This is a genomic window from Bradyrhizobium sp. 604_D8_N2_3 (genome assembly GCF_051810765.1).
GTDB lineage: Bacteria > Pseudomonadota > Alphaproteobacteria > Rhizobiales > Xanthobacteraceae > Bradyrhizobium > Bradyrhizobium barranii.
Window position 1 is genome coordinate 6,487,413 of sequence record NZ_JBPWPM010000001.1, and the last position, 11,984, is coordinate 6,499,396.

Below are 11,984 nucleotides of genomic sequence, written 5' to 3' on the forward strand. Positions count from 1 at the left end.
AGTTGACAGGTGTCACCTCGGCCGCTTCGGCCCTAGTTGGCGGCGCGAATGCTGGCTCAAAACTCGAAAAGTTGGGAGTTCCCAACAGGGCCGATTCGGACCTAGTTAGCATCAACGAAAATCCGGCCAGCAGCCGTCTTCCTCGTGGCTGCCGGTGCGGTGCTGGCTCAAAACTCGAAAAGTTGGGAGCTCCCAACAGGGCCGCTTTGGACCTGTTAGCATCAACGAAAATCCGGCCAGCAGCCGTCTTCCTCGTGGCTGCCGGTGCGGTGCTGGCTCAAAACTCGAAAAGTTGGGAGCTCCCAACAGGGCCGATTCGGACCTAGTTAGCATCAACGAAAATCCGGCCAGCAGCCGTCTTCCTCGTGGCTGCCGGTGCGGTGCTGGCAGCCATCGGCGGACAGATGCATTCAGACGGCGCGCCACACTGAACCTACGCTGTAGAGCTTGATCGCATCCGCGCGCGTGATCTGGACGATGCGCATGCATCTCAAGCACTCGACTCACAGCACCTCCTCAGTGATTTGACCAAGCTCACGATCAGCAATGGGCGTCGTCGGCCTGGCGCGAGGATCCGACAGCACCGAGTCCCACCAGGCATCTTCATCTGTTGGAGCTGACTGCGTCCGGTTGAGCAGCGCCTTGCGCAGTTCGTCGGTGCGCTGCTGCTTCTCTGTCGGAAGTCGCCATTCCGCGGCCCGCCGACCCGCCATAGCTCGCCTCCTCTTTGAGAACAAATAGAGAACATTTTACAGAGCGCGTCAATGACGGTGGTGGATGGTGGACGCCGGTGGTGGACGGTGAACGGTGGTTTTTGCGGAGAGAGAATGCGTGCCTCTAACGCGCTGTCGGCGGCGGCGTCATGCTCAGTCTCATGATGACCGAGAACGCAAATAACGATTAGCCTGTCGATCTGCGACCGATGCTGTCCGTCAAGCAAGTGCTGAAGGCCGTGCCGATGTCGAGAGCGACGCTCTATCGCGAGATGGACGCTGGGCACTTCCCGGCCGCTCGCGCGATCACTCCCAACGCATCGCCTAATTCGCCGATGATGTGAAGGCCTGGCAGGAAAGCACCAGGAAGGTGGTCTGATGCAGATCCTGATGTTCGACCCACGCGAGAACCCGACGGCGACGGCCGATATGCTGGCGGACACAGGCTTGACGGGCGCGATCGCAGCGATGCGCAAACGCGCCGGCCGCAAGGCAGGGAAGGCTGATCGGTGGCCTTACGTTGAAGGTATCGATGGCGCTGGCGGCCGTACGGCCTGGGCGGTGGATGACGCGGGCCTGCGCTACGTCGTGGTCCGCAACTTCATCTTCACCCTCGAGGACCTCTCGATCGCAGATCCGCAAATTCGTAAGGGCGTCGAGAAGGCGTTCGAGCGCCTCGATCAGGGAGTTGCCGCATGAGCATCGAACTGGCCCTCCGCAATCAACTCGCGATCCTGACCGCGCTCGAGAACGTCTCGCTGCGCCTGGAGCCCCAGGATGACACCGCGACCCACGCCGTCAGGCGGCAGATCGCCGAGACCGACAAGGCGTCGAAGTCGATGGCGAGCCCGAAGTTCGACATGCGCCCGCGCGAAGGCCACAAGGATATCTGCACCAGGGACCGCTGTCACTGCGGGCCGCAGTAGAGAAGTTTCCGAAAACGGATAGTCACCTGCTGCGCGGCGGCCGTCCCAGGCAAGCTGCTCATCGAATTACCGGCTACTCGGATTACGGTGTGGAAATTACTACTTTAGTTCGGACGATCCGAACTAAAGCCCAGCCGTTAACCGTCTTCTCCGCATCCGCACAAGATCCGCGCCTGGATCTTTCGGCGCGAGGACGTGCCGGCGTCGTTTCAGTAGCTCATGGTTGCGAGTTCGGATCTTTGATGCCGATCTCGGAGGCGTAGGCATGGAAGTCCGTTATCTGATCCGCGGCTTCCAGCATTTTCCCCAACGTGGCAGCATCGCCGTAGATCGACAGCCGATCTTCGAAGGCTTCGTCAAGTGCTATTCCGCGCGCCAGCGCCCTTGCGACGATCGCTTTCGCCAGGGGGCGCGTCTCGACATGGCCGCGACGCGCTCGGACACTCGTCCTTGGATGGCTCTCAAGGCTGCTTCGATGTGATGGAGATCGACCCGGTCCTTGCCTCTCGGGCTCCTTCGAGGACACGGCTCTCCGGCCGGACTTTGGGTCCCCCGTTCGTCCCAACGGCGGCAGCGGAATGGTTCCGGCGGGACTTCACCGCCTCGGCCTCAGCAGGGCGTCGGTGATTGGATCCGCGGTGAGATGAATCTGTGCCGCGAGCTAAGCTTCTATGCCCGCTGGAAAGGCCTCAGCCGACGGCGCGGACCTTACAGTTCGTTCGGCACCGTGACACAAAAGCATGCAAATCTCGGCAAGCCAAAACGCTGTTAACTCCGAACGTACAGATGGCCTAACAGGATTCCGGCTGCCGTCCCCGTTTTCAACAGCCGGCACCGGAGTCTCCGGCGGGCCAGATGGTCAGCGGTTGCGGTTATGCAACGCATCATTCCAAGGTAGTGCTCTAGGCAGATCTTACCGATGCAATCGCCGGAGGTCACCGAACGGACGAGTGTCTGTTAATAGGTCGCGTAGGCGGCCCCAACATGGTGAAAATAAACATGAAAGGAAGAGACGAAGGCGGAACTGACTCGCGCGCTGGAAGCAGTGAACGGCAAAGCAGTCGGCTTTACCGTCACGAGCGAGACGGATACTGCGGATCTGGCTGTTCGGACCGAGATACCTAGATAAGCACGAAATTCCCAGCCGTGATCGCCTTGATGCGAAGCTTATTTTCCGACCGGCAAGCCTCACGGCGAACGCCTATCGCAGTGCGATTTCGACGGAGATCAAGCTCACTCGTGGTGGCTCAGGCCGGTACTTGACAGGCGCTAAGCGCGCTCCCTTGTATCCGCGTGTCGGCCATCATTTCCTGATAACAATGACCGATAGGGCTTTGTGCAACGTTATCGCGTTCGGCGGCCATACTTTGCCGCCTGCTACTTGAGGCCGCCAAGCAACTCGCCCTGAAAGGCCAAGCCTGAGGTCCATTTACCGGGTGAGCGACCCGCTTCAAAAGTTCTACGTACAGCGTTCGTCGCCCGGGGACCCTGACGTACTCTGCAGCGTGAGGCGCCGCGAAAGACTTTGCCCTCATGAGAATGGACGAGCAAAACTCGCGACTACCGCGGCCGATCGGCTTCGACGCATCTTGGTTGCGCTATCTCGACACCATCAGACGCTCAAGCCGTTGCCGGAAGGTCATTTCCGATACGGATCAAGCTTCTCAGTCCGCCTTCGGAATCAAGGGGGAGACTGGGCGGAGGCCGCTCGCTCGTGAAACTCTAAGGCCAAGCGTCGTCGCCGATTGCACCATCGGCGATAATGTACGGACAACGTTTTCGCGCGAGCCACAATCATTGATGAGCCTCTCCTGTCGGCGCGCTTCAGACGAGGACTGATGCGAGTTCGGAGTCGCGACCACACCAACAACATCAGAGCTTACGCGACCGAAGATTGCTCTCGAGATAATTGGAGCTTACGCGAGACGTACAGGTGAACGCCTCGCAATTGCGATCTACTTTGAACCCCGTGGAGTGGGAATGCTATTTCCCGGTCCAGGCAGGCTTCCGCTTCTCGCTGAACGCCTTCAGGCCCTCCTTGGCGTCCTCGGTCATGGCGAGTAACGCGATCTGGCTTTCGGTGTAGGCGATGCTCTCGTCGAACGACATCGAGGCGATGGCGCGCATGGCATATTTGCCGCGGCGGATCGCGGTCGGGGACTTGTCGACGATGCGGCCGATCAGCCAGTCGACCTTGGCATCGAGCTCGACGGTGGGCACGACGTAGTTGAGCAGGCCCGCAGCTTGCGCCGCTTTCGCGTTGAACGGCTCGCCGGTGAGCGCCCATTCGTTGACGAGTCGCGGCGGCGCGATGCTCTGCAACAGGCTCAGCACCTGCATCGGGAATACGCCGACCTTCACCTCCGGCAGGCCGAAGATGACGTGATCGGCCGCAATCGCCATGTCGGTCATGCACAACAGGCCCATGCCGCCGGCCATGCAGACGCCACCGACCCGCGCAATCGCCGGCTTCGTCGCGTTCTGCGACAGCCGCAGCAGATCGGCATAGTCGACATTCGGCTTGGAATGATCCATCGCGAACGCCGCGCCGGAATTCTGCAAGTCGGCGCCGGCGCAGAACGCCTTGTCGCCCGACCCCGTCAGCACGATGACGCGGACGTCCTTGTCGTCATGCGCGTCGCGATAGCCTTTGGTGATGCCGGCGATGACCTCGCCGTTCAGCGCGTTGCGTTTCTCCGGCCGGTTGATGGTGATCCAGAACGCCTGCCCACGCTTTTCGGTGATGATTGCTGTGGTGTCGGTCATGGTACGCTCGCTTCCTTGCTCCCGTTTGCAGCCATTTGCGGCAGCTCGGGCGGCGGGCGCAAGGGCAATCTGCGACGAGGCCTTGCTTTAGTGCCTCGACACAAATGGGCGGGCGAGCGAAGCGTGCGCTCAGGCCGAGACCGTTTTCCTGATCCAGACCTTGTTGTCATGGAATGCAGCTCCCCCGATCGGCGCGATGGTATCGGCTCCAGTCAGCACGTTGATGCCGCGGCCACCGATATGATTCTTGTTCGGGTGAACGGATTCCGCGATCAGCACGCCGCGCCGCACGCCGTCGAACAGCGTTGCGAGCAGCGTGGTCTCGCCGCGGGTGTTGCCGAGCGTCACGGCATCGCCGTCGGCGATGTCGAGCGCGGCCGCATCCAGCGGATGGATCATCACGCTCGCTCTGCCTTCGCGCGCCTGCGAAGACGGCGTCTCGTTGAAGGTGGTGTTGAGGAAGCTGCGCGAGGGACTGGTGGCGAGCCGGAACGGATGGGCTTGATCGGTATGCTCGATCACCGCCCAATGGTCCGGCAGCGACGGCATCTTGTCGAAATCGCCCATCGTCTGGCCGAACGGCGGATGCGCCCAATCGGCCTTGAAATGGAATTTCTTGTCCGCATGGGCAAAGCCGTCGAGATAATGCGAGGTCTGGAAGTCCGGTTGCAGGTCGCGCCAGATGTCGGCTTCGAGACCAGCGATGTCGCCGTGGTTGCTGAGCTTCAGCGTCGCGTCGATCAGTTCGCGCGGCGTCATCTCGAAGCCCGGATGCTTCGCGCCAAGCCGCGGCGCCAGCGCCTGCATGACCTGATGGTTGGAGCGGCATTCGCCGGGCGGGTCGATCAGCTTCGGCCCGACCGAGATGTGCTGGTGGCCGCCGCCGTAATAGAGATCGTCATGCTCCATGAACATGGTCGCCGGCAGCACGATGTCGGCCATCTCGGCCGTCTCGGTCATGAACTGCTCGTGCACCGCCACGAACAGATCCTCGCGCGCAAACCCCTGACGCACCAGCGCCTGCTCCGGTGCCACCGTCATCGGATTGGTGTTCTGGATCAGCATCGCCTTGATCGGCCCCTTGCCGAGCAAGGCTTCGGCGTCGCCGGTAAGAATGCGGCCGACCTGCGACTGATCGAGCGCCCGCGTGGTCTTATCGATCGCGTCGTGGCCCTCGATGAGGGATTCATTGAAGTGCCACAGCGCGTAATTGTTGAAGAAGGCGCCACCGCCCTCATATTGCCAGGCGCCGGTCACCGCGGGAACGCAGAGCGCCGCATGCATTTGGGTGGCGCCGTTGCGCGAGCGGGTGAAGCCGTAGCCGAGCCGGAAGAAGGTCCGTTTGGTCTCGCCGACCAGTTTCGCAAAGGCCTCGATCTCGGACACCGGCACGCCGCAGATCGCGGACGCCCACTCCGGCGTGCGCGTCTTCAGATGCGCCTTGAGCTCATCGGGGCAGTCCGTGTACTTGTCCATATAGGCGCGGTCGGCGTACCCATCGCGAAACAGGACGTGCATCACGCCGCACGCGAAGGCGCCGTCGGTGCCGGGACGCAGGATGATCTTGATGTCAGCCTGCTTCATGGTCTCGTTGTCGTAGATGTCGACGGCGGCAATCTTGGCGCCGCGCTCCTTGCGAGCACGGGCAGCATGCGTCATCACGTTGACCTGCGTGTTGACCGGGTTGGTGCCCCAGATTACCACGAGGTCGGAGAGCGCCATCTCGCGCGGATCGACGCCGGCAATCTTGCCGGTGCCGATCGCGAACCCGATGCGCCCGACATTGGCGCAGATGGTCTGATAGAAGCGCGAATATTTCTTCACATGCGTGAGGCGATTGAGGCCGTCGCGCATCACCAGCCCCATCGTGCCGGCGTAGTAATAAGGCCAGATCGATTCCGCGCCATACTCGCGCTCGGCCTTGTTGAAGCGATCCGCGATCTCGTCCAGCGCCTCGTCCCACGAGATCCGCGCGAACTGCCCGGAGCCCTTCGGCCCGGTGCGGCGCATCGGATACATCAGCCGCTCGGGGTGATGGATGCGCTCGGCGTAACGGGCGACCTTGGCGCAGACGACGCCAGCCGTGTAGGTCTGCTTTTTCGAACCTCGGACGCGGCCAATGCTGCGGCCCTCGACCACCTCGATATCGAGCGCGCAGGCCGAGGGGCAGTCGTGCGGACAGGTCGAATGGCGGATTTCGATCTTGGCGTGCTGGTTCATGTCCCAGTTCGTAACATCAAAATAGCGGGCAGCCGAGGGCATTTATCCGGCAATGCCCATGCGATTTGCTCAAATCGCGCGCGCCCGCGGTTCCTGCCGCGCCTGCGAAATGCTGCGGGATCACACCGAAAACCGCCCGATATTCCCTGTTCGACCAGCTTTGTGAGGCGTCGACAGTCCACGTTCCCTGCCGCTACAGTGCCAGCCAACAAGAACGACATCAGGGAGGTGGGCATAATGGCCCGACGTTTTATGCTGGCGCTGGCCGTAAGCCTGTTCGCCGCACTCTCGGCATCCCCCTCATTGGCACAGGATTACCCGACCCACGCCGTCCGGATCGTGGTGCCCTTTGGCGCCGGCGGGCCCGCGGACGTCGCGGCCCGGCTGATCGGCAACGTGCTCCAGGAGAGCTTTGGCCAGCCCTTCGTGGTCGAGAACCGCACCGGCGCGGGCGGCGTCATCGGCACGGTCGAAGCGGCGAAGTCGCCGGCCGACGGCTACACGCTGCTGATGATGTCCAACACCCAGACCGCGAATGAATCCCTATTGACGCCGGACAAGCGCAAATACGAGTTGATGCGCGACCTCGCGCCGATCGCGCCGGTGAACTACTCCGACCTCGTCATCGTGGTGAACCCGCAGGTTCCGGCGAAGACGCTGCAGGAGTTCATCGCGCTCGCCAAATCGCAGCCGGGCAAGCTGAACTACGCCTCCTCCGGCCAGGGCACTCCCTATCACATGGCCGGCGAGCTGTTCAAAGCGATGGCCGGCATCGATGTGGTCCACGTGCCCTACCGCAACAGCGGCGAGGCGCGCAGCGGCGTGATCGGTGGACAGGTGCAGATGATGATCGACGCCGTGCCGGCGATGGCGCCGAATATTGGCGAGAACCAGGTCCGCGCGCTCGCGACCACCGGCAAGGAGCGCTCGGCCGTGCTGCCGAACGTGCCGACCGCTGGCGAAGCCGGCGTAGCAGGCTATGAGGCGACGATCTGGCTTGGCCTAATGGCCCCGGCCGGCACGCCGAAGCCTGTCATCGACAAGCTCAATGCCGCCGTGAACGCAATGGTGAAGCGACCGGACATCGTAAAGCTCTGGACCGAGCAGGGTGCCGTACCCATGTCCATGACGCCGGAGGAATTCGAAAAATTCCTTCGCGGCGATATCGAGAAATGGGCCGATGTCGTCAAGAAGTTCGACAAGTCCTGAGGCCGTAGAGCGATCATGCCGACCATTCAATTTCAGCTCAACGGCGCGGCGATAGCCGTGGATGCCGATCCCGACCAGACGCTGCTCGATGTGCTGCGCGGCCGGCTCGGCGTCACCGGTCCGCATTTCGGCTGCGGGGCCGGTGAGTGCGGGGCCTGTCACGTCATGGTCGGCGACCGCGCGATGGCCTCCTGCGACATGCCGATGTGGTCGGTGGCGGACAAGGACGTCGTCACGGTGGAGGGCCTCGGCACGGCCGAGCAGCCGCATCCGCTGCAACGCGCCTTCGTCTCCGAGCAGGCGATGCAATGCGGTTACTGCGTATCGGGAATCCTCATCAGCGCGGCAGCGCTGCTGAAGCGCAATCCCTCGCCGACGGAGACCGAGGTCAGAGCCGCGCTCGATCGCAATCTGTGCCGCTGCGGATCGCACAATCGCATGGTCCGCGCCGTGCTGCGCGCGGCAGCGGAGACGGCGACGTCATGAGTATGCCCTCCCCCGTCCCGAAACTGCCGGTTAGCCTCGCGGCCAATCCAAAGCTGTCGTCCTGGGTGCGGTTTAGCGGCGAAGGCGGTGTCGCAATCTCGCCCGGCAAGGTCGAGATCGGCCAGGGCATCGTCACGGCGCTGGCGCAGATCGCCGCAGACGAGCTCGACGTCGATATCGGCAGGATCGAGCTGATCCGCGCCTCGACGGCGGCCAGCCCGAACGAGGGTGTCACCTCGGGCAGTCTTTCGGTCCAGCAGTCCGGCCGCGCGCTGCGACACGTCTGCGCCGAGGTGCGCCAGCGCTTCCTCGCAGCCGCATCGGAGCGTCTCGGCGTCGATGCGGCGCTGCTCGATGTCGATGACGGCACGATCTCGGGTCCCGGCAACGTCAGGACCAGCTATTGGGAGCTGGCTGGCGACGTCTCGCTCGACCGCGACGCCACTGCGGGCGCCGTCGCGAAGCCCGCTGCCACACGCGATGTCGCCGGACATTCGGTCCAGCGGGTCGACATTCCCGACAAGGTGTTTGCGCGACCGCGCTTCATTCACGATTGTGCATTGCCGGACCTGGTGCACGGCCGCGTGCTGCGGCCTGACATCTCGGGTGCCAGGCTGATCGCGCTCGACGAGACGGCGGCGCGCGTCGTTCCCGGCCTCGTCGCGATCGTCCGCGACGGCGGCTTTGCCGGCGTGGTTGCCGATAGCGAGGCTTCGGCGGAAGCCGCACTGAAAGCCTTGCGCAAGGGCGCAACCTGGTCGGCCGGCGAGCCGTTGCCCGACGAAGACGATCTCGCGAGCTTTCTGAAGAGCCAGCCGGTCGAAACCACCGTCATCGACACCAGAGCAGCGTCAACGACGAAGAAAGCTGCGCGCACCCTCCGCCGGCAATACACCCGTCCCTACATCGCACACGCCTCGATCGCGCCGTCCTGCGCCATGGCGCAATGGGACGGCGAGCGTGTCCATGTCTGGACACACAGCCAGGGCGTCTATCTGCTGCGCGCCGATCTTGCGATCGTGCTCGAGCTGCCGGCCGAGAACATCGTCGTCGAGCATATGGAGGGGGCCGGCTGCTACGGGCACAATGCGGCCGACGACGTCGCGCTCGATGCCGTGTGGCTGGCGAAAGCCGCCGGCGGCCGCCCGGTGCGGGTGCAGTGGTCGCGCCATGACGAGATGTCTCATGCGCCGTTTGGCGCAGCGATGGCCATCGAGATCGAGGCCGACCTCGATGCGAACAGCGAGATCGTCGGCTGGCGCCATGCGATCTGGAGCAACGGTCACGCCGCCCGGCCGGGACGCGCGGCACAGCCGGCGCTGCTTGCGGCGACCGAGATCGCGAACCCCTACCCGCGCATGATCTCGACGAATCCACCGGCCGCCAATGGCGGGGGCGGCGACCGCAACTCCGTTCCACTCTACGACCTTCCGGCCTGGACCATCACGAGCCACCGGCTGCTGACGATGCCGGTGCGCACGTCGGCGCTGCGGACCCTGGGCGGGCAAGGCAATGTGTTCGCGATCGAATCCATACTCGACGAGATCGCGGTCCTGCGCGGCGAGGACCCGATCGCGTTCCGCCTGCGTCATCTCCGCGACGAGCGCGCCAGCGACGTCATTCGCGCCGCGGCACGGCGCGCGCAGTGGAAACCGCAAAAACAGTCTGGCATCGGCCACGGCGTCGGCTTCGCTCGCTACAAGAACACGGGCGCCTATTGCGCCGCGATCGCCGAGATCGAAGGCACCGACGACATTCGCGTCCGGCGGTTGACGCTTGCGGTCGACGTCGGCGAGGCCATCAATCCGGACGGCGTCATCAACCAGATCGAGGGCGGTGCGATCCAGGCCACGAGCTGGGTGCTGAGGGAGCGCGTGCGCTTCGATCGCACGCACATCACGTCGACATCCTGGACGGACTATCCGATCCTGACCTTCAGCGAGGTGCCGGCGGTGGATGTCGAAATCATCCAGCGGCCGGAGATCGAGCCGGTCGGCGCCGGCGAGGCCGCGCACGGTCCCGTGACGGCGGCGATCGCCAATGCGGTCTACGATTGCCTCGGCGTGCGCGTACGCGACCTGCCGATCACGCGCGACAGGATCATCGCAGCCATGGAGCTTGCATCGTGACGACAGTGACCATTTTGAGCGGCGGCGCGGCGCAAGGCCTGGTGCGCGGCCTCAGCGAGCCCTTCAAGGTGCAGACCGGCCTCAGTATCGACGGCGAGTTCGGCGCGGTCGGCATCATGGCCGACAAGCTGCGCGCCAGCACCCCGGCGGATCTCGTGATCCTGACGCAGGCGCTCCTTGCGAAGCTCGCCGCGGAGAAGCTCGTCGTCCCCTCCTCGATCGCAGATATCGGCCGGGTCGAGACCGCGCTGGCGGTCCGCAACCGCGATCCGAAAGTCACGGTGAAGACTGAAGCCGATCTCCGCGAGGTGCTGCGATCCGCGGATGCCATCTACGTTCCAGACACCAAAGACTCGACCGCGGGACAGCATGTCGCAAAAGTGCTGGATCAGCTCGGCATCGCCTATGAGGTCGCATCGCGTCTCAAGATCTTTCCGAACGGAGCGACCGCGATGCGGGAGCTTGCGTCGTCCACCGCCGCACGGCCAATCGGATGCACGCAGGCGACCGAGATCATCGCGACCGACGGCATCGCGCTATCAGGGTCGCTGCCGCCGGGCTGCGAACTGGTGACGATGTACACGGCCGGCGTCACGGCGCGGGCCGCACACCCGAAGGAGGCGGCCGCGCTGATCGCACTGCTGACCGGCGCAGACCGGAAGGAGCTGCGCCGGAGCATGGGCTTTACCGGCTAGGTGCCGACGGCCGCCTTATTTGTGCAGCTGGGTGAGACCGGTCGGCGGCCCGTCGACCGCGGTCCAGCCGCCGTCGACGAACAGCGTGCTGCCGCTGACATAGCTCGCGGCATCCGAAGCGAGGTAGGCCACGGCGGTCGCGACCTCGTCGGCGCTGCTCCAGCGGTTGAACACGGTGTGGCCGGCGTAGAGATTGTAGATGTCGGGCCGCTGCTTGAACGGGCCGGTCAGCGCGGTCTCCGCAATGCTCGGCGCGATCGCGTTGACGCGGACGCCAGCGTGGCCGACCTCTGAAGCAAAACCCTTCACCAGCAGGCCGATCGCCGCCTTGGTCGAGCCATAGACGCCAAGACCGGGCTCGATGGTCACCGCGCGCACCGAGGAGCAGGCGATGATGCTGCCGCCTTTCTGCTCGACCATGATGCGGCCGAAGGCCTGGAAGAACCAGACGGTGCCCTTGATGTTGAGGTTGAGGACGCGGTCGAGATCCTCCTCGGTGTAGTCGAGGATGGTCTTGCGGATGTTGAGCCCGGGCGTCGTCACGGCGATGTCGAGCCGCGAGAATTTCTGCATCACGATCTTGGCGAGCGCATTGACGTCAGCAGCGCTCGCGGCGTCGCAGCTGGCTGCTTCCGCCCAGCCGCCCTTATCGCGAATTCCGGCTGCCGTCGCCTCGGCGGCGTCAAGCGCACGATCTGCGCAAACGACGCGGGCGCCGAGCCCGGCCAGCGCCTCGGCCGACGATTTGCCGATGCCCGAGGCGGCGCCGAGCACCACGGCGGTCTTGCCGGTGAGATCGAAGAGCTTGCGATAGTCAGTCACGAACGGATTCTCCCTGTT

The 11,984-nt window shown here is 64.0% G+C and carries 12 protein-coding genes; 8 read left to right on the forward strand and 4 right to left on the reverse strand.

Annotated elements, in window-relative coordinates; translation table 11 throughout:
• Positions 1–503: 503 nt before the first annotated feature.
• On the reverse strand, positions 504–713 hold the full coding sequence (locus tag AB7245_RS31110; protein WP_439035308.1) for a hypothetical protein: 210 nt from the start codon (positions 711–713) through the stop codon (positions 504–506).
• A gap of 209 nt (positions 714–922) precedes the next feature.
• On the opposite strand from AB7245_RS31110, the gene AB7245_RS31115 reads away from it, so the two are divergent.
• The 4 genes from AB7245_RS31115 to AB7245_RS31130 all read left to right on the forward strand — a co-directional run bounded on the left by AB7245_RS31115 (position 923) and on the right by AB7245_RS31130 (position 2,120).
• The gene (locus AB7245_RS31115) at positions 923–1,057 is read left to right on the forward strand and encodes a helix-turn-helix transcriptional regulator (RefSeq protein ID WP_439035309.1); all 135 of its coding nucleotides are present in this window, start codon (positions 923–925) and stop codon (positions 1,055–1,057) included.
• 34 nt (positions 1,058–1,091) lie between these two features.
• Positions 1,092–1,412: a hypothetical protein gene (locus AB7245_RS31120; RefSeq protein WP_439035310.1), complete on the forward strand. Its 321-nt coding sequence runs from the start codon at positions 1,092–1,094 to the stop codon at positions 1,410–1,412.
• Positions 1,409–1,639 (forward strand): hypothetical protein, encoded by a 231-nt coding sequence (locus AB7245_RS31125; RefSeq protein WP_166342999.1) that lies wholly within the window; start codon positions 1,409–1,411, stop codon positions 1,637–1,639. Before AB7245_RS31120 ends, AB7245_RS31125 begins: the two co-directional genes overlap by 4 nt.
• A 265-nt stretch (positions 1,640–1,904) precedes the next feature.
• The gene (locus AB7245_RS31130) at positions 1,905–2,120 is read left to right on the forward strand and encodes a hypothetical protein (protein ID WP_439035311.1); all 216 of its coding nucleotides are present in this window, start codon (positions 1,905–1,907) and stop codon (positions 2,118–2,120) included.
• Between the two features lie 1,502 nt (positions 2,121–3,622).
• Here the strand turns inward: AB7245_RS31130 and AB7245_RS31135 are convergent.
• The gene (locus tag AB7245_RS31135) at positions 3,623–4,405 is read right to left on the reverse strand and encodes an enoyl-CoA hydratase/isomerase family protein (protein ID WP_439035312.1); all 783 of its coding nucleotides are present in this window, start codon (positions 4,403–4,405) and stop codon (positions 3,623–3,625) included.
• Positions 4,406–4,534: 129 nt separating this feature from the next.
• Positions 4,535–6,625, reverse strand: coding sequence for a molybdopterin oxidoreductase family protein (locus tag AB7245_RS31140; protein ID WP_439035313.1), 2,091 nt, complete (start codon positions 6,623–6,625; stop codon positions 4,535–4,537).
• 237 nt (positions 6,626–6,862) lie between these two features.
• Here AB7245_RS31140 and AB7245_RS31145 point away from each other — a divergent pair, with 237 nt between their 5' ends.
• The 4 genes from AB7245_RS31145 to AB7245_RS31160 are packed head-to-tail and all read left to right on the forward strand — an operon-like array spanning position 6,863 to position 11,144.
• A complete protein-coding gene (locus AB7245_RS31145) occupies positions 6,863–7,834 on the forward strand; it encodes a Bug family tripartite tricarboxylate transporter substrate binding protein (protein ID WP_439035314.1) in 972 nt (323 codons plus the stop codon).
• A 15-nt stretch (positions 7,835–7,849) separates the two neighbouring features.
• The gene (locus AB7245_RS31150) at positions 7,850–8,320 is read left to right on the forward strand and encodes a (2Fe-2S)-binding protein (RefSeq protein ID WP_063982107.1); all 471 of its coding nucleotides are present in this window, start codon (positions 7,850–7,852) and stop codon (positions 8,318–8,320) included.
• Between the two features lie 2 nt (positions 8,321–8,322).
• Positions 8,323–10,449, forward strand: a complete 2,127-nt coding sequence (locus tag AB7245_RS31155; RefSeq protein ID WP_439035769.1) for a molybdopterin cofactor-binding domain-containing protein — start codon at positions 8,323–8,325, stop codon at positions 10,447–10,449.
• Positions 10,446–11,144: a molybdate ABC transporter substrate-binding protein gene (locus AB7245_RS31160; protein WP_439035315.1), complete on the forward strand. Its 699-nt coding sequence runs from the start codon at positions 10,446–10,448 to the stop codon at positions 11,142–11,144. Before AB7245_RS31155 ends, AB7245_RS31160 begins: the two co-directional genes overlap by 4 nt.
• Before the next feature lie 15 nt (positions 11,145–11,159).
• On the opposite strand, the gene AB7245_RS31165 is transcribed toward AB7245_RS31160, so the two are convergent.
• Entirely contained in the window at positions 11,160–11,966 is an 807-nt protein-coding gene (locus AB7245_RS31165) for an SDR family NAD(P)-dependent oxidoreductase (RefSeq protein WP_247303232.1), read from the reverse strand.
• Positions 11,967–11,984 lie beyond the last annotated feature (18 nt).

Excerpts from the sequence above, each read along its gene's own strand:
- AB7245_RS31130 (WP_439035311.1), top strand. The coding sequence starts at position 1,905 with ATGGAAGTCCGTTATCTGATCCGCGGCTTCCAGCATTTTCCCCAACGT.
- AB7245_RS31145 (WP_439035314.1), top strand. The coding sequence starts at position 6,863 with ATGGCCCGACGTTTTATGCTGGCGCTGGCCGTAAGCCTGTTCGCCGCA.
- AB7245_RS31120 (WP_439035310.1), top strand. The coding sequence starts at position 1,092 with ATGCAGATCCTGATGTTCGACCCACGCGAGAACCCGACGGCGACGGCC.
- AB7245_RS31140 (WP_439035313.1), bottom strand. The coding sequence starts at position 6,625 with ATGAACCAGCACGCCAAGATCGAAATCCGCCATTCGACCTGTCCGCAC.
- AB7245_RS31115 (WP_439035309.1), top strand. The coding sequence starts at position 923 with ATGCTGTCCGTCAAGCAAGTGCTGAAGGCCGTGCCGATGTCGAGAGCG.
- AB7245_RS31125 (WP_166342999.1), top strand. The coding sequence starts at position 1,409 with ATGAGCATCGAACTGGCCCTCCGCAATCAACTCGCGATCCTGACCGCG.
- AB7245_RS31155 (WP_439035769.1), top strand. The coding sequence starts at position 8,323 with ATGCCCTCCCCCGTCCCGAAACTGCCGGTTAGCCTCGCGGCCAATCCA.
- AB7245_RS31110 (WP_439035308.1), bottom strand. The coding sequence starts at position 713 with ATGGCGGGTCGGCGGGCCGCGGAATGGCGACTTCCGACAGAGAAGCAG.
- AB7245_RS31135 (WP_439035312.1), bottom strand. The coding sequence starts at position 4,405 with ATGACCGACACCACAGCAATCATCACCGAAAAGCGTGGGCAGGCGTTC.
- AB7245_RS31150 (WP_063982107.1), top strand. The coding sequence starts at position 7,850 with ATGCCGACCATTCAATTTCAGCTCAACGGCGCGGCGATAGCCGTGGAT.